The sequence below is a fragment of the Kitasatospora aureofaciens genome, assembly GCF_001188955.3.
GTDB classification, from domain to species: Bacteria; Actinomycetota; Actinomycetes; order Streptomycetales; family Streptomycetaceae; genus Kitasatospora; species Kitasatospora aureofaciens.
In genome coordinates this window covers 18519-44072 of sequence record NZ_JPRF03000015.1, presented here as the reverse complement: position 1 = coordinate 44072, position 25554 = coordinate 18519, and the positions used below count along the sequence as shown (strand labels likewise).

Annotated in this window: 19 protein-coding genes and 3 tRNA genes; 10 read left to right on the top strand and 12 right to left on the bottom strand. The window is 73.6% G+C overall.

All coding sequences use genetic code 11. The features are described 5' to 3' along the window. Positions 1 to 70 precede the first annotated feature (70 nt). Positions 71 to 144, bottom strand: a tRNA-Lys gene (locus HS99_RS08190). Between the two features lie 125 nt (positions 145 to 269). Here HS99_RS08190 and HS99_RS08185 point away from each other — a divergent pair. Then, a complete protein-coding gene (locus tag HS99_RS08185; protein ID WP_305953104.1) occupies positions 270 to 1226 on the top strand; it encodes an alpha/beta fold hydrolase in 957 nt (318 codons plus the stop codon). Positions 1227 to 1303: 77 nt separating this feature from the next. Here the strand turns inward: HS99_RS08185 and HS99_RS08180 are convergent, their stop codons facing one another. From HS99_RS08180 to HS99_RS08160, 5 genes are all read right to left on the bottom strand, one after another. Beyond that, entirely contained in the window at positions 1304 to 1984 is a 681-nt protein-coding gene (locus tag HS99_RS08180) for a GOLPH3/VPS74 family protein (RefSeq protein WP_050366773.1), read from the bottom strand. 72 nt (positions 1985 to 2056) lie between these two features. Beyond that, positions 2057 to 2130 (bottom strand) — tRNA-Lys (locus HS99_RS08175). 73 nt (positions 2131 to 2203) lie between these two features. Further along, entirely contained in the window at positions 2204 to 4276 is a 2073-nt protein-coding gene (locus HS99_RS08170; RefSeq protein ID WP_030598336.1) for a dipeptide ABC transporter ATP-binding protein, read from the bottom strand. Further along, the gene (locus HS99_RS08165) at positions 4273 to 5259 is read right to left on the bottom strand and encodes an ABC transporter permease (RefSeq protein ID WP_046386477.1); all 987 of its coding nucleotides are present in this window, start codon (positions 5257 to 5259) and stop codon (positions 4273 to 4275) included. The genes HS99_RS08170 and HS99_RS08165 overlap by 4 nt, the downstream gene beginning before the upstream one ends. A gap of 29 nt (positions 5260 to 5288) precedes the next feature. Next, complete coding sequence (locus tag HS99_RS08160) at positions 5289 to 6269, bottom strand: ABC transporter permease (protein WP_030290053.1); 981 nt, start codon at positions 6267 to 6269, stop codon at positions 5289 to 5291. 335 nt (positions 6270 to 6604) lie between these two features. Between HS99_RS08160 and HS99_RS08155 the strand changes: the two genes are divergently transcribed. Together HS99_RS08155 and HS99_RS08150 are read left to right on the top strand one after the other, a co-directional pair. Continuing rightward, positions 6605 to 8308: an ABC transporter family substrate-binding protein gene (locus HS99_RS08155; protein ID WP_030556909.1), complete on the top strand. Its 1704-nt coding sequence runs from the start codon at positions 6605 to 6607 to the stop codon at positions 8306 to 8308. A 522-nt stretch (positions 8309 to 8830) separates the two neighbouring features. Then, positions 8831 to 10072, top strand: coding sequence for a low temperature requirement protein A (locus HS99_RS08150; protein ID WP_030598344.1), 1242 nt, complete (start codon positions 8831 to 8833; stop codon positions 10070 to 10072). Here the strand turns inward: HS99_RS08150 and HS99_RS08145 are convergent. Then, positions 10060 to 11073, bottom strand: a complete 1014-nt coding sequence (locus HS99_RS08145) for a LysR family transcriptional regulator (RefSeq protein ID WP_030290049.1) — start codon at positions 11071 to 11073, stop codon at positions 10060 to 10062. The genes HS99_RS08150 and HS99_RS08145 overlap by 13 nt on opposite strands. A 316-nt stretch (positions 11074 to 11389) precedes the next feature. Between HS99_RS08145 and HS99_RS08140 the strand changes: the two genes are divergently transcribed. The 4 genes from HS99_RS08140 (at position 11390) to HS99_RS08125 (ending at position 16090) form a co-directional block, all read left to right on the top strand. After that, entirely contained in the window at positions 11390 to 12046 is a 657-nt protein-coding gene (locus tag HS99_RS08140; protein ID WP_030556906.1) for a snapalysin family zinc-dependent metalloprotease, read from the top strand. 331 nt (positions 12047 to 12377) lie between these two features. Next, positions 12378 to 13007, top strand: coding sequence for a snapalysin (snpA, locus tag HS99_RS08135; RefSeq protein ID WP_030290046.1), 630 nt, complete (start codon positions 12378 to 12380; stop codon positions 13005 to 13007). A 169-nt stretch (positions 13008 to 13176) separates the two neighbouring features. Further along, on the top strand, positions 13177 to 13836 hold the full coding sequence (locus HS99_RS08130; RefSeq protein ID WP_030556904.1) for a pentapeptide repeat-containing protein: 660 nt from the start codon (positions 13177 to 13179) through the stop codon (positions 13834 to 13836). Between the two features lie 193 nt (positions 13837 to 14029). Continuing rightward, a complete protein-coding gene (locus tag HS99_RS08125) occupies positions 14030 to 16090 on the top strand; it encodes a phosphocholine-specific phospholipase C (RefSeq protein ID WP_030290044.1) in 2061 nt (686 codons plus the stop codon). A gap of 24 nt (positions 16091 to 16114) precedes the next feature. Here the strand turns inward: HS99_RS08125 and HS99_RS08120 are convergent, their stop codons facing one another. Next, positions 16115 to 16894: a phosphoribosyl-dephospho-CoA transferase MdcG domain-containing protein gene (locus tag HS99_RS08120; RefSeq protein WP_050366774.1), complete on the bottom strand. Its 780-nt coding sequence runs from the start codon at positions 16892 to 16894 to the stop codon at positions 16115 to 16117. A gap of 226 nt (positions 16895 to 17120) precedes the next feature. Between HS99_RS08120 and HS99_RS08115 the strand changes: the two genes are divergently transcribed. Next, entirely contained in the window at positions 17121 to 17336 is a 216-nt protein-coding gene (locus HS99_RS08115; RefSeq protein ID WP_030556902.1) for a hypothetical protein, read from the top strand. 14 nt (positions 17337 to 17350) lie between these two features. Here the strand turns inward: HS99_RS08115 and HS99_RS08110 are convergent, their stop codons facing one another. Then, positions 17351 to 20578 (bottom strand): S41 family peptidase, encoded by a 3228-nt coding sequence (locus tag HS99_RS08110; RefSeq protein ID WP_030290041.1) that lies wholly within the window; start codon positions 20576 to 20578, stop codon positions 17351 to 17353. Between the two features lie 202 nt (positions 20579 to 20780). On the opposite strand from HS99_RS08110, the gene HS99_RS08105 reads away from it, so the two are divergent. Both HS99_RS08105 and HS99_RS08100 read left to right on the top strand, forming a co-directional pair. Continuing rightward, complete coding sequence (locus HS99_RS08105; RefSeq protein ID WP_030556900.1) at positions 20781 to 22409, top strand: chitinase; 1629 nt, start codon at positions 20781 to 20783, stop codon at positions 22407 to 22409. A gap of 59 nt (positions 22410 to 22468) precedes the next feature. Further along, positions 22469 to 23665 carry an MFS transporter gene (locus HS99_RS08100; protein WP_030556898.1) on the top strand — a complete coding sequence of 399 codons (1197 nt, stop codon included), beginning with the start codon at positions 22469 to 22471 and terminating at the stop codon, positions 23663 to 23665. On the opposite strand, the gene HS99_RS08095 is transcribed toward HS99_RS08100, so the two are convergent. The 3 genes from HS99_RS08095 to HS99_RS08085 form a co-directional block, all read right to left on the bottom strand. Then, a complete protein-coding gene (locus HS99_RS08095; protein ID WP_030556896.1) occupies positions 23656 to 24285 on the bottom strand; it encodes a DJ-1/PfpI family protein in 630 nt (209 codons plus the stop codon). The genes HS99_RS08100 and HS99_RS08095 overlap by 10 nt on opposite strands. Further along, positions 24285 to 25259 carry a GlxA family transcriptional regulator gene (locus HS99_RS08090; protein WP_030290036.1) on the bottom strand — a complete coding sequence of 325 codons (975 nt, stop codon included), beginning with the start codon at positions 25257 to 25259 and terminating at the stop codon, positions 24285 to 24287. The genes HS99_RS08095 and HS99_RS08090 overlap by 1 nt, the downstream gene beginning before the upstream one ends. Before the next feature lie 193 nt (positions 25260 to 25452). Next, positions 25453 to 25526 (bottom strand) — tRNA-Lys (locus HS99_RS08085). Positions 25527 to 25554 lie beyond the last annotated feature (28 nt).

The following is a 25554-nucleotide window of genomic DNA, read 5'->3' as shown; positions in this document are numbered from 1 at the left end:
ATAAAACGGACATCAAAGGCCAAAAAATCGGGGAGCCCCTCGCTATTGCGAGAGGCTCCCCAACTGTCTGTGCGCCGCCAGGGACTCGAACCCCGGACCCGCTGATTAAGAGTCAGCTGCTCTAACCAACTGAGCTAGCGGCGCTTGCTGACCTGGAAAACAATACACGGTCCCGGAGGGTGCCTCGAACCGCGGCGGCCCCACCCGGCACTCCGGGCGCCCGTTTCCTCCCATTTGGGGGGAGTTCGGCCGGCGGCTAGGGTGGAAGCGTGCCCAGCCCCCACCTCTGGCACCACCGCGAGCGGACGACCGTACGCCGGCTCGGACCCTGGCTGGTCGGCGCCCAACTGTTCGCCACCGGCTCCGGCACCGGGGTGGGTTTCCTGCGCATCGACGGCGTCCCGCTGCACGTCCGCACCGAGGGCAGCGGCCCGGTCTGCCTGCTCACCGGCGGTCTGGGCAGCAGCTGGTTCGACTGGGACCTCGTCGTCCCCTTCCTCGCCCCCTACCGCACCGTCGTCCGCTTCGACCGGCCCGGCTACGGGCTGAGCGCCGCCGAGCCCGCGACCGGGCGCCCCGCGCCGACGGCGGCCGGGGAGGCCGAGCGGATCCGCGCGGTGCTGGACGGCCTGGGGCTGGGCGGGCCCTGCACCCTGGTCGGCCACTCGCTCGCGGGCTTCCACGTGGAGGCCTTCGCCCGGCTGCACCCCGACCGGACCGCCAGGCTGGTCCTGGTCGACGGCAGCGTCGAACCGGAGCCCCGCCCGTACCCGGCGCCCGCGGCGCGCGACCGGGCGGCCCGGGCGCTGGCGGGCGCCGCGACCGCCCTCGCCGTGCCCTACCTGCTCGGCCCGACCGCCCGCCGGGTGACCGCCCGGCTGTCCACCGTCCGCCGCGAGGACCTCGCCCCTGCGCCGCTGGTCCGGCACTGCTACCGCACCGGCCGGGCGCTGCGCGCCCTGTTGCGGGAGAACGGGCGCTACCTGGACGTGGCCGCCGAGCTGGACGAGCTGCGGCGGACCCGGCCGCTGCCCGAGGACCTGCCGGTCACCGTGCTGGCCGCCGACGACGGCTGCCGGACCGGCCGCACCGAGTCCTGGCTGGCCCGGCAGCGGGAACTGGCGACGCTGCTCGGGGCCGACTACCGGACCACGGCGCCGGCCGGGCACCTGGTGATGTTCGACCGCCCCGACGCGGTGGCCTCCGCCGTCCTCGACACGAGCTGAGGCACGAGCCGACGCCCCCACGGGCCGAACCACGAGCCGGGACCCACACGCGCCGGCACACGGGCCGGGCCGTCACGTCACCCGCTCGCCGCCGCCGTCCGCCGCGCCACCGCCTGCTTCACGGCGTGGGCGACCGGCAGGCTCCGGCTCAGCCGTCGCACCGCGCGCCGGGTCGGGGTGCCCGCCGTTCCCCGGTAGATCCGGTACTCCAGCCGGACCGCGCCGATCAGGCCGGCCAGCTGGTGGTCCCGCTCCTCCGCGGGGCTGGTGGGGCCGGAGACGGCGGTCCGGGCCAGTGTCGCCGCGACCCGCTCGGCGATCAGCGCCCCGGCGTCCGGCGGCACAGCGGTCCAGCGGCGGTAGGGCAGCCCGAGGAAGCGGTGGGTCCGGACGGTGAGCACGCCCTGCCCGGTCAGCCGGTCCAGGTAGTACTGGGGGTCGGTGCGGTGCGGCACCCTGCGGAGCACGTGGTCCAGGGTGGCCCGGTGCTGGTTCTTGCCCGCTCGTTCCAGTTCGGCCAGCACCCGGGCGGCGAGCTCGTCGTGGTCGCCCAGCGGATGGAAGCCGGTGATCCGGCGGCCCTCGACGGTGATCGCGCCGCGGAGCTGCAGTTCGGCGAGCACGGCTCCCGTGATCGCGGTGGGGAAGGTGGTGCCGGGGATCCGCAGCAGTCCGCGCGTCGGTTCGGCGCAGAGCAGCAGCAGTTCCTCGGCCAGCGGTCGGCTGTCGCCCGGCGAGGGGCTCTGGTACGGAGTCACGACCCGAGGCCTACCCACCTCGGAAACGCCTCAGGCCGCCCACCGGAGTGGACGGCCTGAGACCTTGCCATGTGCGCCGCCAGGGACTCGAACCCCGGACCCGCTGATTAAGAGTCAGCTGCTCTAACCAACTGAGCTAGCGGCGCCTGCTGACGTGGAAGACAGTACACGCCGCCGGCCCGATCCGCCGAATCGCATTCGGGCGATCACGCCACGTGGTCACTGCGGGTGGTGGCAGGCCGCCCCGTGGTCCACCTCCAACCCGTGGTCCACCCCCGCCCGGTCGTCCAGCGTCGGCCGCTCCCGCTCGCAGAGTTCCCGGGCCGCCGTGTCCCGGAGCCCGGCGTAGAGCGGGCAGCGGGTGCGGAAGGCGCAGCCGGTGCGGCGCTCGGTGGGGGAGGGCGGGTCGCCGGCCAGCAGGATGCGGTCGCGGGCGCGCTCGGCGGCCGGGTCGGGCAGCGGGACGGCGGAGAGCAGGGCCCGGGTGTAGGGGTGGCGGGGGTGGTCGAAGACGGCGGAGACCTCGCCCTGTTCGACCGTCCGTCCGAGGTACATCACGCTGACCCGGTCGGCGAGGTGCCGGATCACCGAGAGGTCGTGCGAGACGAACAGGTAGGACAGGCCGAGTTCGGCCTTGAGCTGTTGCAGCAGGTTGAGCACGCCGGCCTGGATCGAGACGTCCAGGGCGGAGACCGGTTCGTCCAGGACCAGCAGTTTCGGCCGGACGGCGAGTGCCCGGGCGATGGAGATGCGCTGGCGCTGCCCGCCGGAGAACTGGTGCGGGTAGCGGGCGGCGTGCTCCGGATCGAGGCCGACCTGGCGGAGCAGCTCGGGCACCCGGCGGGCGATCTCCTCGCGCGGGGCGCGCTGGGCGCGCAGGGGTTCGGCGACGATGTCGCCGACCGGCATCCGGGGGTCGAGGCTGGCCATCGGGTCCTGGAACACGATCTGCAGCTCGGCCCGGAGCCGCTGGGCCTCGGCCCGGGTGAGCCGCGCGGTGTCGTGGCCGAGCAGTTCGATCCGGCCGGTCTCGGGGGCGCCCAGCTTCAGCAGTTCGAACAGCGTGGTGGACTTGCCCGAGCCGGACTCCCCGACCAGGCCGAGGGTCTCGCCCTCCCGGAGGTCCAGCTCGACGCCGTCCACCGCGTAGACCTCGCCGACCTTGCGCTTGAACACCGTGCCCTTGAGCAGCGGAAACGTTTTTCCGAGCCCGCTCACCGACAGCACCGGCGCCCGTCCGGCGCGGTCGCCGCCGGAGGGCCCGGGCGGCAGCTCCGGCACGGGGTACACCTCGCTGGGCGCGGGCCGCCGTCCGGCCAGCTCCGCCGACCGCACGCACGCGGCCCGGTGCCCGTCCTCCCCGCTCAACGCGGGCTCCGCCGCCGAGCAGCGCTCCTCCACCAGCGGGCACCGCGCGGCGAACGGGCAGCCGGGCGGCAGTTCGGACATCGGCGCCGGGGCGCCGGGGATCGGTACGAGCGGACCGCCGTGCCCGTCCAACCGGGGCAACGCGCCGATCAGGCCGAGCGTGTACGGGTGACGCGGGGCCGCGAACAGCTCGTCCACCCCGGCGGTCTCGACCACCCGGCCCGCGTACATCACGGCGACCCGGTCGGCCGCCCCGGCAATCACCCCGAGGTCGTGGCTGACCAGGACTAGGGCCGCGCCGGTCTCCTCCCGGGCGGTGCGCAGCACGTCGAGCACCTGGGCCTGGATGGTGACGTCCAGGGCGGTGGTGGGCTCGTCGGCGAGCAGGATGTCGGGCTCGTTGGCGATGGCCATGGCGATCATCGCGCGCTGGCGCATGCCGCCGGAGAACTCGTGGGGGAAGCTGTCCAGGGCGCGGTCGGGGGCCGGAATGCCGACCAGGTCGAGGAGTTCGGCGGCCCGGCGGCGGGCGGTGGCCCGGTCGACCGGCTGGTGGACCCGGACCGCCTCGGCGATCTGGTCGCCGATCCGGTAGACCGGGGTGAAGGCGGACAGCGGGTCCTGGAAGACCATGGCGACCCTGCGGCCGCGGATCGCGGCGAGTTCCCTGCCGGGCAGGCCGACCAGCTCCCGGCCGTCGAGCCGTACCGAGCCGCCGACCCGGGCGGTGCCCGGCAGCAGCCCGAGCACGGACAGTGCGGTGACGGACTTCCCGGAGCCGGACTCTCCGACGATGCCGAGGGTCTCGCCGCGCCGCAGGGTGAGGTCCACCCCGCGCACGGCGGGCACCGGGCCGTGCGGTCCGACGAAGTCCACCCGCAGGTCCCGGACGGCGAGCAGCGGGGTCTCGACGGCGGTGGTCACTTCTGCTTCCTCCACGAACGACGCGAGCGGGGGGACCGGCGGGAGCGGCGGGGAGCGCCCCCGGCGGTCGGGTCGAGGGCGTCGCGCAGCCCGTCCCCGACCAGGTTGACGGCGAGCACGAACAGCACCAGCAGTCCGGCCGCGAAGTAGAACATCCACGGGAACACCGGGGCCTCGCTGGTCCCGGCGGCGAGCAGGGTGCCGAGCGAGACGTCCGGCGCCTTGACCCCGAAGCCGAAGTAGGAGAGCGCGGTCTCGCTCATCACCGCGCCGCCGACCGCGATGGTGGCGTCGATGATCAGGAAGGAGGCGACGTTCGGCAGGATGTGCCGGCTGATGATCCGCAGCGGCCGCACGCCCATGAACCGTGCGGCACGCACGAATTCGCGCTCGCGCAGGGAGAGGGTCATCGAGCGGACCACCCGCGCGGTGATCATCCAGTTGAACAGGGCGAGCAGCAGCACGAAGGCGATCCAGCCGGCGCTCTTCAGCCGCGACGAGACGATGGTGATGATCAGGAAGCTGGGGAAGACCAGCAGCAGGTCGACCAGGAACATCAGCGCCCGGTCGGCCCAACCGCCGAAGTAGCCGGCGCAGGCTCCCACCACGGAGGCCAGCACGGTGGAGAACAGTGCCACCAGCAGGCCGATGATCAGCGACTTCTGCAGGCCGCGGACGGTCTGCGCGAACACGTCCTGGCCGACCCCGTTGGTGCCGAACCAGTGCTCGGCGGAGGGGGGTTGGTGCAGCGCGCTGAAGTCCGGGGCGGCGTAGTCCCAGGGCGTCAGGTACGGACCGCCGAAGGCGAGCGCGAACAGCAGCAGGATCAGGACGGCTCCGGCGACGGCCCCGCGGGCGGCCAGCAGCCGGGCCAGGACGAGCCGTCCGCGCCCGGTGGCCCTCGGCCGCCCGGTGGGATCGGCGGGATCGGCGCGGCCGACGGGGGAGTCGGGGTCGGTGGGTTCGGCGGCGACGGCGGTCATCTCGGCTCACTCATCTCGGCTCACTCCGGTCAGGACCGCACGCGCGGGTCGAGGGCGGCGTGCAGGGTGTCGGCCAGGAAGCCGGAGGCGAGCACGACGACGGCGGTGAACAGGTTGATCGCCACCACGGAGTTGACGTCCTGTTCGTTGATCGACTGGATCAGCCACTCGCCCATGCCGTGCCAGCCGAAGATCGTCTCGGTGAAGATCGCGCCGGTGAAGATGCCCAGGAAGCTGTAGGCGAACATGGTCGACATCGGGATCACGGCGGTGCGCAGCCCGTGCTTGAGCAGGGCCCGGCGGCGGGTGAGGCCCTTGGCCTCGGCGGTGCGCAGGTAGTCGGAGCCGAGCACGTCGAGCATGGTGCCGCGCTGGTAGCGGCTGTAGGTGGCGAGGCCGCCGAGGGCGAGCGAGACGGTGGGCAGCAGGAGGTGCAGCGCCCAGTCGGCGAGGTGGGCGCCGAGTCCGCCGGTCAGTCCCGGGGTCTCGTAGCCGGTGAACGGGACGACCTCGTGGCCGGCCGCGTCCTTCGCGGCGATCGCGCCGTTCTTGAGGAACAGCGCGACGAGGAAGACCGGAGTGGAGAGCAGCACGAAGGACAGCACGGTGAGCAGCCGGTCTGAGATCCGGTACTGGCGCACCGCGCTCCACGCCCCGGCGGCCACGCCGAGGAGCATGCCCAGCAGGCTGCCCAGCAGCATCAGCCGCAGCGAGACCCAGACCCGGCGGCCGAAGTCGTCGGAGACCGGGGTGTCGTGGATGGTCCGGCCGAGGTCGCCGTGGAGCAGACCGCCGGTCCAGTGGCCGAAGCGCACCAGCACCGGTGTCCGGTCGTTCAGGTTGAGTGAGGTGAGCTGGTGCTCGACCGACTCGGCCGACGGGCGCGGGACCTTGGCGTCGAAGTAGGTGCGGGGCTGGAGGGCGCTCGCGGAGATCGCGTACGCCAGGAAGACGGCGGCGATCAGCAGCGCCGCGTAGTAGCCGAGCCGCTTGGTGAGGTAGCGGAGCATCAACGGCCGCCCGGGGTGGGGACGGGGCCGCCGCGTCTGGTGGGCATCGGGTGGTGGCCTTCGGTCGGGGCCCGGTCAGGGCGTCAATCGGCGGTCGGGACGGGCGGGTCGGGGAAAGCGCAGGTCAGAGTGAAGCACCCCGGCACGGCGGGGGTGTTGCGGCAGCGTTGCGGCCCGTGACTTTTGGATCAGGTGTGCGCTCCTCCCCCTGGTGGCGGATCTGATCCGCTGTTACGTTCCTCTGGCTCGGTGCCGGATTGAGTGCCCATGCTCAAGCCAAGTCATGCCTGCTGCGCCCCAACTCCCGTTCCACAGACCTCACCAGGGGGACCCTCATGGACGCTTCCACCACGGCCCGCCGCCTCGGCCGGGCGACCGCCCTCGCCGTCGCCGTCGCGCTCGCGGTCACCGCGTGCACCTCGGGCGGGGGCGGTTCGGCGGGTGACGTGGCCAAGAGCGAGCCGCCGAGACAGGACTCCCAGGACATCAACGCCAAGCCGTTGGACCAGGTCAAGGACGGCGGGGAGGTGCGTCTGCCGCTGTACCAGTGGATCACCCAGTGGAACCCGTTCCAGGTGGACGGCAGGTACGGCGACGCGGTCGAAATCATGCGTGCGCTGGAGCCCGATCTCTTCACCACCGACGCCTCCGGGAACTTCCAGCCCGTCGCCGACTATCTCCAGGAGGCGAAGATCACCTCGACCTCACCGCAGGTGATCACCTACAAGCTCAATCCCAAGGCGAAGTGGTCGGACGGCAAGCCGCTGGGCTACCTCGACTTCAAGGCGGACTGGGAGGCCAGCAACGGCAAGAAGGACGGCTACAACATCGCCGACTCCTCCGGCTACGAGCTCATCTCCTCCGTCGAGCAGGGCGCGGACCCGACCGAGGTCAAGGTGACCTTCTCCGAGCCGTACGCCGACTGGCAGAACCTGTTCCGCCCGCTGATCCCGGCGGCCGGCATCGGTACGGCCCAGGACTTCAACCAGGCCTGGGTGGACAAGATCCCGATCACGGCGGGAGCGCTGAAGATCGGGACGGCGGACAAGACCGCCCAGACCCTGACCCTGGTCCCGGACCCGGCGTGGTGGGGGACGAAGGCCAAACTCGACCGGATCACCTTCCGGGTGATGTCCCAGTCGGCGACGACCCAGGCGTTCCTCAACAACGAGATCGACCTCGCCACGGCCGGCACCGCCGCCGCGTACGGGCAGCTCAAGGGCGCCAAGGACGCCGTCATCCGGGCCGCCAGTCCGTGGGACGACGTGCACATCTCGTTCGGCCAGGGCGGGGCCCTGGCGGACCAGAAGGTCCGCCAGGCGCTCGGCAAGGCGCTCGACCGGTCCTCGTTGATCAAGATCGCGAACAACGGCGTGCCGGTGGAGTTCAAGGCGCTCGGCAACCACATCTTCATGCCCAACCAGGCCGGCTACCAGGACAACTCCGGTGAGTGGGCGAAGTTCGACCTGGCCGCGGCCAGGAAGCTGCTCGACGACGCGGGGTGGAAGGACGCGGGCAGCGGTCAGCCGCGCACCAAGGACGGGCAGCAGCTGGAACTGCACTGGGTGATCAACGACTCCACCCCCCAGGCGCAGTTGGACCTGGCGACTGCTGCGGCGGCGATGTGGCTGGCCGCCGGGGTGAAGGTCGACCTCGACAAGGTCCCCGCCAACGACTTCTTCACCAAGTACGTGAACCCGGGCAAGTTCGAGATCGCCAGTTGGCGGAACACCGACTCGTTCCCGCTGTCGACCTCGCTCACCAACTTCCGTCTGCCGGTCGGCGACAACGTCTTCGGCAACTACTCGAAACTCGGCACGCCCGAGATCGACGCGCTGCTGAAGAAGGCCGCCGGCACGCTCGACCCGGCGGAGGCCGCGAAGCTCTACAACCAGGCGGACGCGAAGATCTGGGAACTCGGCCACACCGTCGAGCTCTACCAGCGGCCGGTCGTGGTGGCGACCCGCAAGGGCCTGGCGAACGAGGGCGCGTTCGGCCTGGGGAGCACGGACTACGCCAAGATCGGCTGGGAGAAGTAGCCCGGGCCGCCGAGGCGGCGAGGGCGACCGCACGGCAGGCGCTGGCGAGCAGCGCGGTGATCACGAGGCCGGTGGTGCGGACACGGGTGGGTCGACCGCGCCGCCCCCGCTGTCCTGCCACCGGCCTTGACCTTCCGCGTTGCCCGCAGGCCGCCCGTGTCGTGGGGCCCCGCCGGGGGCCCGCGCTCGCTTCCAACCGGGGAAGAATCTAGCGGGGCATCGCGGCCGGTCGCGGTGCAGCGCGCGGGGCGCGCCCGGAAACCCGCCGTGCTGTCACCCACTTCGCGCACCGGGGCGTCAACTCTCGCTGACGGCAAGGAGAAAAGGGGCACACGAAGGCATCGCGCCCGGCTTCGAACGGAGTTGTCGTACTGGTGCGCGTGCCCGTGTGGGCGCCGGTGCACGCGTCGCGCCGGTGCGTGCGCCCGGGCCGGGCCGCTGCCAGGATGCGGGACGGCGACCCCTCTCCGGGCCGCGCCGCCCCGCCCCCGCCCTCCCCTCCCCCCCCCCGGAGCAGCACCGATGACCAGCGATCCCGCCGCGGCGGCGGCACCCCGAGCGCAGTACGTCGACCCGCCCCCGGTGCGCCGGATGGTCCCGCGCGACCGCGACGAGCCGCACCGGGTCGCCACCCCGCTGGAACTCTTCTTCGACCTCTGCTTCGTGGTCGCGGTCGGCCAGGCCGGCCGCGAACTCGCCCACTCCCTCGCGGCCGGGCACTACGGCGAGGGTCTGCGCGGCTACGCGCTCGCCTTCTTCGCCATCTGGTGGGCGTGGATGAACTTCACCTGGTTCGCCTCCGCCTACGACTGCGACGACGTGCCGTACCGGATCACCACGCTGGTGCAGATCGCCGGCGTGCTGATCCTCGCCGCCGGGGTGCCGAGGCTGTTCGCCACCCAGGACCTGGCGCTGGCGATCACCGGGTACGTGGTGATGCGGCTGGCGATGGTCACCCAGTGGCTGCGCGCGGCGGCCGCCGAGCAGGGCGAGGCGCGCCGGGTCGCGCTGCGCTACGCGGTGGGGATCACGATCTGCCAGGTCGGCTGGGTGGTCGTGCTGCTGCTGCCGGACGCCGCCCGCCCGGTGGTCGTCCCGATCGGCGTGCTGTGCGAGCTGGCCGTGCCGGTGGTCGCCGAACTGCGGATGCAGACCGCCTGGCACCCGCACCACATCGCCGAGCGGTACGGGCTGTTCACCCTGATCGTGCTCGGCGAGACGGTGGCCGCCGCGACGGTCGCGGTGCAGTCGGCGGTGGACGGGCACGAGGAGCCGGGCCGGCTGGTGCCGGTGGCGGCCGGCGGACTGCTGATCTGCTTCGCGGCCTGGTGGATCTACTTCGCCCGGCCCGTCCACGAGCACCTGCGCTCCAACCGGCAGGCCTTCGCCTGGGGCTACGGGCACTACCTGGTGTTCGGCTCGGCGGCGGCGATCGGCACCGGGCTGGAGGTGGCGGTGGAGTCGGCCGTGCACAAGGCGGAGATCTCCGCGACGGCCGCCACCGCGACGGTCACCGTGCCGACCGCGGTCTACCTGTTCACCGTCTGGTACCTGCACTCCCGGCACACCAAGCGCGGCCCGGTCGCCCAGTCGGTGGCGCCGACCGGGGCGGTGCTGGTGCTGGCCTGCACCGCGCTGGGCGGATCCGGGGTGCCGGCGGCGGGCCTGGTCTGCGCGCTGATGGTCGCGGTGGGGGTGCTGATCCACGGCCGGGAGAGCCGGGCGGTCCGGGAGGGCCGCGGCGCGGGGGCTCAGAAGGCCTGAACCCGCTCCAGCAGCACCGGTTCGTGCCGCGCCAGCCAGGCCAGGTAGGCCGGGTTGACCTTGGCCAGATCCAGGTAGGCGGCGCGCAGTTCGCCGTACAGCGCGTCCAGGGCGGGCTGGCTGAGCACCCGGGGGCGCCAGGTGAACAGCAGCCGGACGGCCAGCGGGTCCCCATGCACCGGGCGGACCACGGTGCCGGGCCCGGGCAGCGAGGTCGGCTGGCAGGGGCGGACGGCCTCGCCGGAGGCGACCAGCTCGGCGGCGGTGGCGTTGTCCCGCACCTGCACCACCCGGGGGTTGAGCCCGGCCTCGCTGAACACCCGGCGCATCGCGGCGTACTCGTGGTCGGCGGTCGGGTCGACCATCCAGGTGTCCTCGGCGAGGTCGGACAGGTGGACGACCGGGCGGGCGGCGGCCGGGTGCCCGGCGGCCAGCGCGACGAACTGCGGCTCACGGGCCATCAGCACCCGGTGCTCGGCGTCCGGCGGCACGCGCAGCGGGAAGCCCTCGCACTCGTACACGAAGGCCACGTCCAGCTGGTCGGCGGCGACCATCCGCAGCAGCGCGCTGGCGGAGACGTCGACGTGGATGGTGGTGTCGGTGTCCGGCAGCCGCTCGTGCACCCGGCGCAGCCAGGCGGCCACCGCCCGGCTGCCGACGCTGCCTATCCGCAGCCGGCGCTGGCGGCCGGGTCCGGTGGTGTCCCGGGCCTCCTGGCGGGCGGCGGCCACCAGGGCGGCCATCTCGGTGATCACCGGCCGGGCCCGGGACAGCACGGAGTGGCCGAGCGCGGTGGGCCGGCTGCCGGTCTGCTCGCGGGTGAACAGGGTTCCGCCGATGGCCCGTTCGATGCGGTGCAGCTGGGTGGTGAGGGAGGGCTGGGTCATGCCGAGTTGGAGCGCGGCCTTGCGGAGGCTGCCGGTGTCGGCGATCGCGCACAGCACCCGCAGGTGTCTCACGTCCAGCTCCACGACGGGAGCATAGACGTCGGCGCACCGCATCGCCAAGGACATGACAGGAGATCGCGGGCGCGCCGACGGCCCGCCCGGGCCTTTATACGGGCGGTCGTGCGGGCGGTCGCGTCTCCGCGCGGGCGGTCGTGCGGGGGGCCGGGTCTCCGCGCGGCCGACGGACCGCCGCCGTATGCGGCCGGGCTATCGCCGGTTGACATCATCCGCCACGGGCCCGGGCGGGTCGAAGCTCAGGGGCACCACACCGCCCCGGCCTGGCCGGGGCGGCCCCCACCGCGCGCCACTGCCGACGGATCCGGCCCCCACCGGCCCGGGCGGCGGGCGCACCGCGAATCGGAGCCCCCACATGAAGCGATCCGTGCTGTCCGCGACCCTGGGCCTGGGTCTCGCCGCCGCCCTCGTGACCCTGCCCGCCACCGCCACCGCCGTCGCCGCGCCCGCGGCCCCGGCGGTGCAGACCCACACCGCCCGGGCCCACTCCGGCTCGACGCACGCCGGTCCGCAGGAGGAGGCCGTGGACAACCAGGCCTTCTTCCGGGCCGTGATGGCCTCGGCCAGGGCCAGGCAGGCCGCCGAGCCCTGGCTGCAGACCGTCACCGTCACCTACGACACCACCAACGCGCCCTCCTTCACCGGCGACATCGCCAACGCCGCGCAGATCTGGAACAGCTCGGTGCACAACGTCCAGCTCCAGGAGACCAGCGGCACCGGCGACTTCTCGTACACCGAGGGCGACGGCAGCGGCTCGTACGCCAGCACCGACGGACACGGACACGGCTACATCTTCATCGACCACCAGCAGGCCCAGGAGTACTACTCGCTCCGGATCGTCGCCCACGAGACCGGCCACGTGCTCGGCCTGCCCGACGACTACTCCGGCCCGTGCAGCGAACTGATGTCGGGCCACGGCCCCGGCCCGTCCTGCACCAACGCGCACCCCGACGCCAACGAGAGCGCCCAGGTCGACGCGCTCTGGGTGAACGGCGTGGCGGCGGCCAACTGACCTGCCTCCTGGGCGAATCGGGTGCGGCGGCCCGCCCGGCCGGAAACGGGCGGGTCGCCGCATGGGTACTTCCCCGACCGGGAGCCTAGCCGCCCCCGGAACGGAATACCAGGGGCATGGTCGAGTCAAGACGAGTAAAAGACGGCTCAAATCCGGAGTGTTCCGGGGCATTGCACCGGGCTATCGCGGGTTGACATCATCCGCACCGCCGCCGGGCTGCCCGAAGCTCTGGGGACACCCGGTCACCAGGTGTCCCCCCAAGGCCGACCCCAAGCGGCCGTGGCACCGGGGACCGGACCCCCACCTCCAGGACCCCTTCAGGAGCCCCCACATGAAGCGATCCGTGCTGTCCGCAACCCTCGGCCTCGCCCTCGCGGCCGGCCTCGCCGTGCTGCCCACCACCGCGGCCGCTGCCCCGGCGGCCCCGACCGCAGCGGCCGTGCAGGGCTACACCGCCTCGACGTACGCCGGTTCGGCCCAGGAGGCCGCGGACAACCAGGCGTTCTTCCAGGCCGTGATGGCCTCGGCCAAGGCCAAGCAGGCGGCCAACCCGGGCCTGGCCACCGTCGTGGTCACCTACGACGCCAGCTCCGCCCCGTCCTTCCGCACCCAGATCGCCAACGCCGCCCAGATCTGGAACAGTTCGGTCAGCAACGTCCAACTGCGGGCCGGCTCGGCCGCCGACTTCCGCTACTACGAGGGCAACGACAGCCGCGGCTCGTACGCCAGCACCGACGGGCACGGGCGCGGCTACGTCTTCCTCGACTACCAGCAGAACCGGCAGTACAACTCGGTCCGGGTGACGGCCCACGAGACCGGGCACGTGCTCGGTCTCCCGGACCACTACTCCGGTCCGTGCAGCGAGCTGATGTCGGGCGGCGGCCCCGGCACGTCCTGCACCAACCCGTACCCGAACGCCACCGAGCGCAGCCGGGTCAACTCCCTCTGGGCGCGCGGCTGACGCCGCCACCGCCGAACGCCCCGGCCCGGCCGCGTCCGCAGCGGCCGGGCCGGGGCGTGCCGGGCCGGGGCCCTGTCGGTGGCGCGTGCGAGCATGCGGACGAGACCCGTTCGCCCTGACCCGCTCGCTCCCGACCCGTTCGCCCCCTGCCCCGTGAGGTGCCGCCATCATGCCCCGTTCCTTCCCCGAACAGCTCGCCGACCTCCCGTACGCCGAGCTGCTGCGCCCCCACGCAGGTCCGCTGCGCAGCGACGCCCGGTACGACACCACGCACTTCGACGGCGGCGGGCACACCGACGAGTCGGCCGCCGGCGCCGTCTTCCTGGAGTGCGCCTTCACCGGGGTCTCGCTCAGCGGCGTCAAGTTGCGCCAGGCCCGGTTCAACGAGGTCTGGGTGCAGGCCGGGCGGTGGGTGGCCTGCGACCTGAGCGACACCGAGTGGCAGGACAGCGCCTTCCTCGGCGGCGTGCTGGCCGGGGTCGCCGGGTACGGCTCCGCGCTGCGCCGGGTGGTGTTCCGCGGCTGCAAGCTGGAGGCCGTCAACCTGCGGGCGGCCGTGCTGCGGGACGTCGTGTTCGAGGACTGCCTGCTGCGCGACGTGGACTTCGGCGAGGCCAAGCTGACCGGGGTGTCCTTCCCCGGCTCGACGTTGGAGGAGGTCCGGCTGCGCGGGGCCGTGCTGAGCGGGACGGACCTGCGCGGAGCCGCCCGGCTCGGCCTCGCGGACGGCCACCAGGGCCTGCGCGGAGCCGTCATCAGTTCGGCCCAACTGCTGGAGCTGGCACCGCAGTTCGCCCATGCGCTGGGAATCGAGGTCAAGGACCGCTGACCCTGCACCGTCCCTCCCCGGCGGATCCGTCGGGCGTTCAGCCCCGCGTCGCTCGGTGACACCCGGCCGAACAGTCCGACAACCCTGCTGCACGCATCTGGTGGCCCGCTCCGGCCGAGGTGGAGACTGCTCCGCGATCGATGAGCCCCGACTTGTGTACACAACATCGCCAGCGAAGGGACGGACCGGGCTGATGGCCGAGTTGAGTCGTAGGAAGTTCGTCACGCTGTCCGGAGCGGCTGCGGCCGGTCTCGCGGCGGCCGGCACCGGCGCCGCGGGGACCGCGGCCGCCGCGACGGCCTCCACCACCACGCTCAGCACCACCGGCACCATCACCGACGTGCAGCACGTGGTGATCCTGATGCAGGAGAACCGCAGCTTCGACCACTACTTCGGCACCCTCAAGGGCGTGCGCGGCTTCGCCGACAAGGCCACCATCCAGCTCTCCGGCGGCTACAGCGTCTTCAACCAGCCGAACGGCCTGTTCGCCCGGCAGTACCCGTGGGCCTTCAACCCCTCGGGCGCCGGCGGCTCCCCGGAGACCCAGGCGCAGTGCAACGGCGACCTCTCGCACGCCTGGTCCGACCAGCACAAGGCCTGGAACGGCGGCAAGATGGACTCCTGGGTGTCCGCCAAGGGCACCGTCCGCACCCTCGGCTACCTGCAGCGCGGCGACATCCCGTTCCACTACGCGCTGGCCGACAACTGGACCGTCTGCGACGCCTACCACTGCTCGGTGCTGAGCGCGACCGGCCCCAACCGCACCTACCACTGGTCGGGCTGGATCGACCCCAGCGGCACCGCCGGGGGCCCCGCCTACGACGGCGGATCCGAGTCCAACCTGCGCTGGCAGACCTACGCCGAGGCGCTGGAGAAGGCCGGCGTCAGCTGGAAGGTCTACCAGAACGCCAACGACAACTTCGGCGACAACGCCCTCGCCTACTTCAGCCAGTTCACCGGCGCCGCGGCCGGCAGCCCGCTCGCCGTCAAGGGCATGGGCTCCGTCCCCGCCGTCACCGGCCGGACCCCGGACGACATCGCCGCCGCGATCAGGGCCGACGTGCTGAACGGCACCCTGCCGCAGGTCTCCTGGATCGTCGCCGACCAGCAGTCCTCGGAGCACCCCTACGCCACCCCGCAGGACGGCGCGCACTTCGTCCACCTGGTGATGGACGCCCTGAACGCGGACCCCGACGTGTTCAACTCCAGCGTCCTGCTGATCAACTACGACGAGAACGACGGCTTCTTCGACCACGTCCCGCCGCCGGCCGCGCCCGCCGGCACCGCGGACGAGTTCTACAACTCCACCAACATCGGCCTCGGCTTCCGCGTCCCGCTGATCGCCGTCTCCCCGTGGAGCCGCGGCGGCTGGGTCAACTCCGAGACCTTCGACCACACCTCGGTGCTGCGCTTCCTGGAGGTGTGGACGGCCGCCATCGGCAAGCCGGCCACCAGCCCCAACATCAGCGCCTGGCGCCGCCAGGTCTGCGGCGACCTCACCTCGGTCTTCGACTTCGCCAACCCGGTGTACGGCATGCCCGCGCTGCCCGACACCTCCCGGACCATCGGCCTGTCCACCTGCGGCCCGCTGCCCAACCCCTCGCCGAGCAACAACGCGCTGCCCGCGCAGGAGCCCGGCACCCGGCCGGCCCGCGCCCTGCCGTACCAGCCCAACGCCAACCTGGACCACTGGGACACCAACGCCAGCGGCGTCATGCACGTGTGGCTGAAGATGTCCAACGACGGCGCCGCCCGGCCCGCGCACTTCGCCGCCTACGCCAACGCCTACCGCAGCGGCGGCCCCTGGCAGTACACCGTCGCCTCCGGCAGCCCGGCCACCGACTTCTTCAACTGCGGCACCAACGGCTTCGGCAACGGCAAGTACGACCTCACCGTGGTCGGTCCCAACCGCTTCCTGCGCCGCTTCACCGGCGACCTCACCCAGCCGGGCAGGAACGCCGCCGTCACCGCCTCCTACGCGGTCGAGCCGGGCAGCGGCAAGCTGGCGGTCTACTTCCGGATGGCCAACTCCGGCAGCACCCCGATGACCTTCACCATCACCTCCGGCAACTACCGGACGGACGGCCCCTGGACGTACCAGGTGCCGGCCGGCGGCAGCACCAGCGACTTCTTCAACGCGGTCGCGTACAACAACGGCTGGTACGACTTCACCGTCACGGTGGACGCCGACAGCAGCTGGACCCAGCGCTTCACCGGCCACCTGGAGACGGGCGCGCCCAGCGTCAGCGGCTGAGCCCGACCACCCCGACCACCCCGGTCAGCCGTACGGGCCCCGCGGGAACCACGGATCGTGGACCTCGCGGGGCCCGTACGGCGTCAGCAGGGTGAAGGTGTGCACGCCCGCCGCGTACTCGGCCAGCTGGACCGCGCCGTAGCGGGTCTCCAGCTCGGCCTGCACCGGTACCGGCAGCTTGCTCAGCGCCCGGCGCAGCTGCAGTGCGTCGCGTCGGCTGATCGGGTGCGGGGCCCGCAGCACCAGCCGCAGTGGGCTGAGCGGCCCGGCGACCGGGACGCCGGTGCCCAGTTCGTAGCCGACCGCGCCGATCGGGCCCCAGGCGAGGCGGTGGTCCGCGACCAGCCGGCCGGCCTCCGGGAGCAGGGCCAGCGCCGGTATGTCGGTGATCCGCTCGGGGGCGAGCCGTGCCCGCCGTTCGGCCAGCCGCTCGGGCCGCAGGGTGCGGGCCACCGCCGCCCAGGGGGCCAGGGCGTCCAGCCGCTGGCCGGGTCGCGGGCCGCGTACGGTCACCGGCAGCCAGTGCTCGGGTGCGGCCTCCGGGTCCCGGGTGCAGTGCCGCGGCCGCGGAACGTCCACCGGGGTGCCGACCACGGCGGGCGCGCGGCCGACGGTCACCCACGGGTGCGCCCGCAGGACCGTGCGGGCCCAGTCCGGCAGCCCGCCGCCGGTCAGCGGGTGCAGCGAGCTGGGGCACTGCAGCAGCAGCAGGTCGTGGACGCCGGGCAGCCGCCCGTCCAGCGCGGCCAGCGGGCCGACCCGCCGGCGCGGCCCGTTGTGCAGTTCCTCGGCCGAGTTCCTCACACCGCCCACCTTCCGCCTGTCGGGCGCCCCCGACCACGGCCCTTCGACGCGTTCCCCGCACCGCCCACCCTCCGCCCGCCGGGCGCCTCCGGCTACGGCCCTTCGGCGCCTTCCGCCGGGACCAAAGGCTCAAGGTGCAGCCGTGTACGGCCGGTGTGAGAGTGGGGGCAGCCCGGAATTCCGTCGGTTCGTCCGCAAGAGCGTTCCGTTCGTACAAGGAGGAGTCATGGGAATCTTGGACAGGTTGTTCCACCGGCCGCCGCAGCCCGGGAGTACGGGGGAGGGCCCGGCCCAGCGCGCCGCCCTCGCCCACGACGAGGCGGCCGACGCGTTCGGTGACGACGTCGAGCGCTCCCGGGAGACCGAGGAGAGGCGCGCCCAGGAGGAGGCCGACCGGCGCGCGGCAGAGAACATGACCGCCGAGGGAGACCCCTGGGACTGAGCCCGTCCCGTACGTCATCCGGACCGCGGCGGCAGCGGCGGGCGCCGCAGGTCCGGCCGGGGCGTGGACTCCGGCGGGGGCGCCGCCGCGGGCATGTCCTCCAGCAGCTCCAGGGCCAGCTGGACGGCGGTGACCAGTTCCGGATGGCGCCCCCGCGCCCAGTCCCGCGGGGTGCGCAGCACGTGCACGTCGGGCTCAACGCCCCGGTTCTCCACCGACCAGCCGAGCCCGCCGCTGAACCAGGAGGCGTTCTTCGGCACCGAGATCTGGGTGCCGTCGCCCAGGGCGTGCCGTCCGGTCATCCCGACCACCCCGCCCCAGGTGCGGTTGCCGATCACCGGGCCGAGCCCGAGCAGCTTGATCGCCGCGATGATCACGTCCCCGTCCGAACTGGTGGCCTCGTCGGCGAGCGCCACCAGAGGGCCGCGCAGCGCGTGCCGGGGCCAGCGGACGGGCTCGCGGTCACGGGTGAAGTCCCAGGCGAGAACGTGCCGGGTGAGCTTCTCCAGGACCAGTTCGGAGACGTTGCCGCCGGCGTTGCCGCGTACGTCCAGCACCAGCGCGGGCTTGTCGAGCTCGCGCCGCAGGTCCCGGTTGAACTGCGCCCAGCCGGAGCCGCCGAGGTCCGGGATGTGCAGGTAGCCGCACCGGCCGTCGCTCAGCTCGCGCACCAGGGAGCGGCGCTTGGCGACCCAGTGCTGGTAGCGGACGGCCCGCTCGTCGGTCAGCGGGGTGACGGTGATCCGCCGCACCGGGCCGTCCGGGCCGCTGCGCAGGGCCAGTTCGACGGTGGTGCCGCCGGTGCCGGCCAGCAGCGGCAGCGGTCCGCGCACCGGGTCCACCGGGCGGCCGCCCACCTCCAGCAGCTCGTCGCCGTCCCGGACGCCCTGGGCGGCGAGGGGGGCGCGGGCGCGCGGGTCGGAGGACTCGCCGGGCAGCACCCGGTCGACCAGCCAGCGGCCGTCGGGGGAGCGGTGGGCGTTGGCGGCGAGCAGCCCGAGCGGCTGCTGCGCGAGGGTGGGGCCCTCGGCGCGCCGGGAGGGGGTGACGTAGGCGTGCGAGGTGCCGAGTTCGCCGAGGAGTTCGCGCAGCAGGTCGGCGAAGTCGTCGGGTGAGCAGATGCGTTCCAGCAGCGGCTCGTACTGGGCGACCAGTGCGGGCCAGTCCAGGCCGGACATCCGCTCGTCCCAGAACTGGTCCCGGACGATCCGGGCCGCCTCGTGGTACGCCTGGCGCCACTCGGCGGCCGGGTGCACGGTGTGGGTGATCCGGCGCAGGTCGACGCCGGTTCCGGCGGAGGGGGCGCCGACCGGGATCACCCGCAGCGTCCCGGCCGAGTAGACCGCGATCGAGCCGCCGTCCCCGGAGACCGCGTAGCCGTCCAGCTTGTCCACCAGCGTGGTGCGGCTGCCCCGGGCCAGGTCGAAGTACTCCAGCGAGGGGCGGCCGGAGGTGTCCTCGGGGCTGGCGAAGGTCTGCCCGAGGGTGCCGGAGATCGGCCAGCGCAGCCAGAGCAGTCCGCCGCGCACCGCGTCGGTGGCCGAGTACTTGGAGGCGATCACCGGGAACTGCAGCAGCCGGTCGCCGATGCCCTGGGGGTCGACCCGGACGGTGCCGTCGCCGCCGCCGTCCCCGCGCGGGGCACCGTCCTCGGCGGGCGCGGAGAACGGGGAGGGCGTGTCGGCGGTGAGCGGCACGAGGTACGGGCGGCAGCCGACCGGGAAGGAGAGGTCGCCGGTGTGCACGTCGTGGACCGGGTCGAAACCGCGCCAGGACAGGAAGGCCAGGTAGCGGCCGTCCCGGGTGAACACCGGCTGCTCGTCCTCGAAGCGGCCGTCGGTGATGTCGGTGATCGGGGCGGACGCGTCGGTGCGGGTGAGCCGGATCCGTCGCAGCGAGCGGCCGGCGGCCGGCTGGGACCAGGCGATCCAGTGCGAGTCGGGGGAGAACCGGGCGCTGGTGACCGGCCCGTAGCCGGAGGCGGCGAGCTCGCGGACCTCGCCGTCGGCGGCGGAGACCAGCAGCAGCCGCCCGTCCGAGGCGGTGACGGCGAGCTGGGCGCCGTCGGGGGAGGCGGTGAGCTCCAGGACCCGGCCGAGCTTCCCGGCGGCGAGCACCCGGTGGTGGTGCCGGGCCCCGCTGGTGAGCTCGGCGGGGACGTCGTGCCCCGGCAGCGGCATCACCTCGACGGCGTCGGCGCCCAGGGCGTCGGTGATCCAGGCAGCCTCGCCGGTGTGCCCGAGCACCACCGGCAGCCGGGTCCGCACCCCGGGGGTGTCGGCGAGCGCGCGGGCCGGGCCGTCCTTGTGGGTGAGCCAGTACTGGCTGCCGCGCACGGTGACGACCCCGGCCCGGCCGGTCCGGTCGCAGGCGAGGTCCCTGACCTGGGAGGCGGCACTGACCTGGTACGGGCGGCGGCCGGCCCGGGCGCCGCCGAGCGGGACGTGCAGCCGGCGCGGGGCGGGGGCGTCCAGTCCGTCGAGCAGCCAGAGGTCGCCGGCGTGCTGGTAGACGATCCGGGTGCCGTCGGTGGCGGCCTCGCGGGCGTAGTAGGAGGCGTGGTCGGTGTGCCGGCGCAGGTCGGTGCCGTCGGGGCGGCAGGAGTAGAGGTTGCCGATGCCCTCGTGGTCGGAGAGGAAGGCGATCCGGTCGCCGACCGGCATGGGGGAGGCGAGGTGCCCGGTGTGCTCGGGCAGGATCAGTTCGCCGTCCGCCCAGAGCCGGCCGATCGCGCCGCCGCGGTAGCGCTTCCAGGCGGCGGGTTCGTGCGGGGCGGAGCCGGTGAGCAGGACGGTCCGCTCCCGGCTCATCTGGGCGTCGCCGACCGGCCCCCAGGGCATCCGGCGGCCGGGGGAGCCGTCGACGGGCAGGGCGTGCGCCCAGGTGTAGTGGCCGAAGGGCTCGTGGAAGGAGGTGACGGCCAGCACCTCGCCGTCCGGTAGCCAGCCGCGCACCCGGGTGTCCTGGTTGCCCCAGTAGCTGAGCCGCTGGGCCTCGCCGCCCTCGACCGGGGCGGTCCACACCTCGGGGGTCAGGCCGAGCCAGCTGGTCCAGGCGAGGGTGGTGCCGTCCGGGGAGAACCGGGGGTTGCTGACCCGGGTGCGGTCGCAGCCCACCCGCCAGGCGCGGCCCGTGGCGGCGCCGTCGGCGTCCAGCGGGGCGAGCCAGACGTCGTCCTCGGCGGTGAAGGTGAGCAGGCCGCCGTGCAGGTGGGGGTGGCGGAGGTAGCCGGGCGAAGTCACCCCTCCATCCTTCGACGGGGTGTCACCCCCGGCAACCGGAGGAGCCGGGAACCGGTCTGGACCATTGACAGTGCGCGGGCGGATCCACTTCAGTGGTCTAGTCCAACTTGGGTGCCAGGCCGGGCCGTTCCCCCCCCACTGGCGCGTGCTCCGGCGTGCCCTCGGACGTCCCCCACGACCGCGCCACCGCAGGAGCACCCGCATGCGCAATCCCACCGTGCACGGACACCGCCGTGCCGCGCTCGCCGCCGGCACCGCATCCGCCGTCGCCGCCGCCACCCTGGTCGGCGTCACCCTGGGCCTGGCGCCCGCCGCCTCGGCCGGGGAGTTCCTGGTCAACGGCGGCTTCGAGTCCGGCTCGCTCGGCCCCTGGAGCTGCTCCGGCGGCTCCGGCAGCGTCGTCACCGGCCCGGTGCACGGCGGCAGCCACGCGCTCGCCGCCGCGGCCACCGCGGGCGACACCGCGCAGTGCGCCCAGACCGTCACCGTCGCGCCCGGCACCACCTACACGCTGAGCGCCTGGGTCAACGGCTCGTACGTCTACCTGGGCGTCGACGGCGGCGGCCCCAGCACCTCGACACCCGGCACCGGCGGCGCGTACCAGAAGCTCGGCGTCAGCTTCACCACCGGCGCCACCCAGACCAGCGCGACCGTCTACACCCACGGCTGGTACGGGCAGGGCACCTACTACGCGGACGACGTCTCGCTGGACGGCCCGGGCGCCCCCAGCCCGACCCCGACCCCGACCGGCACGCCCACGCCCACGCCGACACCCACGGGCACGCCCACCGGCACCCCGACGGGGACCCCCTCCGGCAGCCACACCCTCGTCGGCTACCTCCACGCCAGCTTCGCCAACGGCGCCGGCTACACCCGGATGGCCGACGTCCCCAACTCCTGGGACATCATCGACCTCTCCTTCGGCGAGCCCACCTCCCCGACCTCCGGCGACATCCGCTTCAACCGCTGCTCGGCCACCGACTGCCCGACCGTCGAGTCCGACGCCGACTTCAAGGCCGCCATCGCCGCCAGGCGCGCCCGGGGCAAGAAGGTGCTGATCTCGATCGGCGGCCAGAACGGCCAGGTCCAGCTGACCACCGCCGCCGCCCGGGACACCTTCGTGAGCTCGGTCTCGGCGATCATCGACAAGTGGGGCCTGGACGGCCTGGACATCGACTTCGAGGGACACTCGCTGTCCCTCGACACCGGCGACACCGACTTCAAGAACCCGAAGAGCGCGGTCGTCGTCAACCTGATCTCGGCGCTGAAGACCCTCAAGGCCAAGTACGGGCCCGGCTTCGTGCTGACCATGGCGCCGGAGACCTTCTTCGTCCAACTCGGCTACCAGTACTACGGATCCGGCCCGTGGGGCGGTCAGGACCCGCGCGCCGGGGCGTACCTGCCGGTCATCCACGCGCTGCGCGACGACCTCACCCTGCTGCACGTCCAGGACTACAACTCCGGCTCCGTCATGGGCCTGGACAACCAGTACCACTCGATGGGCGGCGCCGACTTCCACGTCGCGATGACCGACCTGCTGCTCAAGGGCTTCCCGGTCGCGGGCAACACCAACAACGTGTTCCCGCCGCTGCCCGCCTCCAAGGTCGCCATCGGCATGCCGGCCACCACCAACGCGGGCAACGGCTACGTCGCCCCGGCCGAGGTGGACAAGGCGCTGGACTGCCTCACCAAACTGACCAACTGCGGGGCGTACGTGCCGCGTTCGGGTGCCCAGCCGAACCTGGCCGGGCTGATGGCCTGGTCGATCAACTGGGACCAGTTCGGCGGGCGGGAGTTCTCCAAGAACTTCGACGGCTACTTCGGCCGCTGACCCGACGTCGGGGACCGTGCTTGAACCTGACACCGGTGTGAGGTCCAAGCATGGTCCCCATGGCGACCACACAGCTCACAACCACGGTATCCCCCAAGGCGCTTCCGCTCCCCGCCCTGCTCGCCCTGGCCACCGCCGTCTTCGTCACGGCGCTCACCGAGACCCTGCCGGCCGGTGTGCTTCCCGGGATGAGCGACGCCCTCGGCGTCGGCGAATCCGCCACCGGGCAGGCCGTCACGGTCTACGCGATCGGCACCGCCGCCACCGCGATCCCGCTCACCGCCGCCACCGCCGGCTGGGGCCGCAAGCGGCTGCTGCTTACCGCGATGGCCGGCTTCGCGCTGGCCAACACCGTCACCGCGGCCTCCACCAGCTACCCGCTCACCCTGGCGGCCCGCTTCCTCGCGGGCGTCGCGGCCGGCCTGGCCTGGGCGCTGCTGGCCGGGTACGCGCGGCGGCTGGTGCCGGTCGACCAGCAGGGGCGGGCCATGGCGGTGGCGATGGCGGGAGTGCCGGTGGCGCTGTCCCTGGGAGTGCCGATCGGCACCTTCCTCGGCCAGGTGCTCGCCTGGTGGGTGCCCTTCCTGGCCATGACGGCACTGGCGCTCGGCGTGATCGGCTGGATCGCGGCCCTGCTTCCCGAGCAGTCCGGCCGGCCCGGGGGCGGGCGCGCCCCGGTGCGCAGTGCGCTCGGCGTCCCCGGGGTGGTGCCGGTGCTCGCCGTGACGGTGCTCTTCGTGCTCGCCCACACCATCCTGTTCACCTACGTCACGCCCTTCCTCGCCCGGGCCGGGCTCGGCGGGTCCGCCGACTCCGTCCTGCTGGTCTTCGGACTGGCCTCGCTCGCGGGCGTCTGGCTCGTCGGCGCCCACATCCACCGCAGGCTGCGGCAGTTGACGATCGGCGGCGCGCTGCTGGTCGCGGTGACCGCGACCCTGCTCGGCCTCGGGTCGCACAGCGCGCCGCTGGTGTACCCGGCCGCCCTGCTCTGGGGCCTGGGCTGGGGCGGCGTGCCGACCCTGCTGCAGACCGCCGTCAGCGACGCGGGCGGCGAACGGGCGGACGCCGCCCAGGCGATGCTGGTCACCCTGTGGAACGCCGCGATGGCGGGCGGCGGGCTGGTCGGCGGCCTGGTGCTCGGCCGGCTCGGCACCGGCGCCCTGCCCTGGACGGTGCTCGCCCTGCTGCTGTCCGTCCTCGCGCTAACCCTCGCCGCCCGCCGCCACGGCTTCCCGGCGGTCCGCCGTCAGCCCTGAAGCAGCCGGTGCGCCCCCGCCACGACCTCCGGGGACGCCTTCGCCAGCGAGCCGGCCGCGTACGGCGGCTGGGGGTCGTACTCGATGAGCAGCTGGATCGCCTGCGCGGTCTCGTCCCCGGCGATCAGACCGGTCAGCGTCAGCGCGAGGTCGATCCCGGCCGAGACCCCGGCCGCGGTGGCGTACTTGCCGTCGACCACGATCCGCTCGCTGCCGGTCGGCTCGGCGCCGAACCGGGGGAGCTGATCCAGCACGCCCCAGTGGCTGGTGGCCCGGCGGCCCCTGAGCAGCCCGGCCGCGCCCAGCAGCAGCGAGCCGGAGCAGACCGAGGTGGTCCAGGTGGTGGTCGCGTCGATCCGGCGCACCCAGTCGAGCACCGCCTCATCGGTCAGCTGCGCCTCGGTGCCGGGCCCGCCGGGCACCAGCAGCAGGTCGGCCGAGTCCACCTCGTCCAGGGCGGCGTCCGCGGTGATCGCCAGGCTGGTCAGGTCGTTGCGGACCGGCCCGCGCCCGGCGGCGGTGAACACCACCTCGGCGCCGGGGATCCGGGACAGCACCTCGTACGGGCCGACCGCGTCCAGGGTGGTGAAGTCGGGGTAGAGCAGGACGGCGATGCGCATCAGTGACCTCCAGCGGGTGCGGAACGGAAGCGGCGTCGGTACTCGGCGGGCGGGGCGGCCAGGGACCGGACGAAGGCGCGCCGCATCGCCTCCGGGGTGCCGTAGCCGCAGGAGCGGGCGATCTCCTCGATGCCGTCGTCGGTGTCCTCCAGCAGCCGCCGGGCGGCCTCCAGCCGGACCCCGTCCACGTACCGGCCCGGGGGCACCCCCACCTCGGCGGCGAAGGCCCGGGCGAAGTGCCGCGGCGAGAGCGCCGACCGGTGGGCCAGCGCCTCGACCGACAGGTCGGCCTCCGGGTGCTCGGCGATCCACCGCTGGACCTCGCGCAGCGGCTGCCGGGCCGCCACCTGGGCGGCCAGCTGGGTGCTGAACTGGGCCTGGTTGCCCGGCCGCCGCAGGAAGACCACCAGGTGACGGGCGATCAGCAGGGCGGTGTCCCGCCCGAAGTCCTCCTCGACCAGGGCCAGCGCCAGGTCGATCCCGGCGGTGACCCCGGCCGAGGTGGCGACGTGCCCGTCCCGGACGTGGATCGGATCCGGGTCGACGGTCACGTCCGGGAACCGCCGGGCCAGCTCCTCGCAGTACGCCCAGTGGGTGGTCGCCCGGCGACCGGACAGCAGTCCGGCTTCGGCGAGCAGGAAGGCCCCGGTGCACACCGACACCACCCGCTCGGCCCGGCCGGCCAGCTCCCGGATCCGTTCGACCAGGACGCCCTCCGGGTCCTCGAAGGGCTCCCCGCCGGGAACCAGCAAGGTGTGCACCGGCCCGATCTCGGCCAGGTCCGCGTCCGGCAGCAGGCGCAGCCCGCTGCCGCTGCGCACCGGCCGACCGCCGGGAGAGGCCGTGGTCACCCGGTACGCTGCCCCCGGCTGCCGGGTGGCCGCGCCCGCCCCCGCGAACACCTCCACCGGGCCGGTGACGTCCAGGCTCTGCACGCCGTCGTAGAGGACGACGACCACGCTGCGCGCTCTCATGCGGCCAGCCTGTCAGCGGCCCCGGACGGCAGCAATGACCTGTTTCCCACCTTTTCTGCCACCGACCGGGCACGGGGGCGCGGGTGGCGCCGGGGCGCGGGGGCGGCACCGGAGAGACGGGGCACCGGCGAGCGCGGGGACGCGGAAACGCCGGAAGGCCCTCCACTCTCGCGAAGGGCCTTCCGGCTGTCTGTGCGCCGCCAGGGACTCGAACCCCGGACCCGCTGATTAAGAGTCAGCTGCTCTAACCAACTGAGCTAGCGGCGCCTGCTGACGTGGAGAACATTACCTGGTC

Coding starts and splice junctions, on each gene's coding strand:
- HS99_RS08165 (WP_046386477.1), bottom strand. CDS start 5,259: ATGACCGCCGTCGCCGCCGAACCCACCGACCCCGACTCCCCCGTCGGC.
- HS99_RS08105 (WP_030556900.1), top strand. CDS start 20,781: ATGCGCAATCCCACCGTGCACGGACACCGCCGTGCCGCGCTCGCCGCC.
- HS99_RS08155 (WP_030556909.1), top strand. CDS start 6,605: ATGGACGCTTCCACCACGGCCCGCCGCCTCGGCCGGGCGACCGCCCTC.
- HS99_RS08090 (WP_030290036.1), bottom strand. CDS start 25,259: ATGAGAGCGCGCAGCGTGGTCGTCGTCCTCTACGACGGCGTGCAGAGC.
- HS99_RS08115 (WP_030556902.1), top strand. CDS start 17,121: ATGGGAATCTTGGACAGGTTGTTCCACCGGCCGCCGCAGCCCGGGAGT.
- HS99_RS08095 (WP_030556896.1), bottom strand. CDS start 24,285: ATGCGCATCGCCGTCCTGCTCTACCCCGACTTCACCACCCTGGACGCG.
- snpA (WP_030290046.1), top strand. CDS start 12,378: ATGAAGCGATCCGTGCTGTCCGCAACCCTCGGCCTCGCCCTCGCGGCC.
- HS99_RS08130 (WP_030556904.1), top strand. CDS start 13,177: ATGCCCCGTTCCTTCCCCGAACAGCTCGCCGACCTCCCGTACGCCGAG.
- HS99_RS08145 (WP_030290049.1), bottom strand. CDS start 11,073: ATGCGGTGCGCCGACGTCTATGCTCCCGTCGTGGAGCTGGACGTGAGA.
- HS99_RS08125 (WP_030290044.1), top strand. CDS start 14,030: ATGGCCGAGTTGAGTCGTAGGAAGTTCGTCACGCTGTCCGGAGCGGCT.
- HS99_RS08150 (WP_030598344.1), top strand. CDS start 8,831: ATGACCAGCGATCCCGCCGCGGCGGCGGCACCCCGAGCGCAGTACGTC.
- HS99_RS08160 (WP_030290053.1), bottom strand. CDS start 6,269: ATGCTCCGCTACCTCACCAAGCGGCTCGGCTACTACGCGGCGCTGCTG.
- HS99_RS08140 (WP_030556906.1), top strand. CDS start 11,390: ATGAAGCGATCCGTGCTGTCCGCGACCCTGGGCCTGGGTCTCGCCGCC.
- HS99_RS08100 (WP_030556898.1), top strand. CDS start 22,469: ATGGCGACCACACAGCTCACAACCACGGTATCCCCCAAGGCGCTTCCG.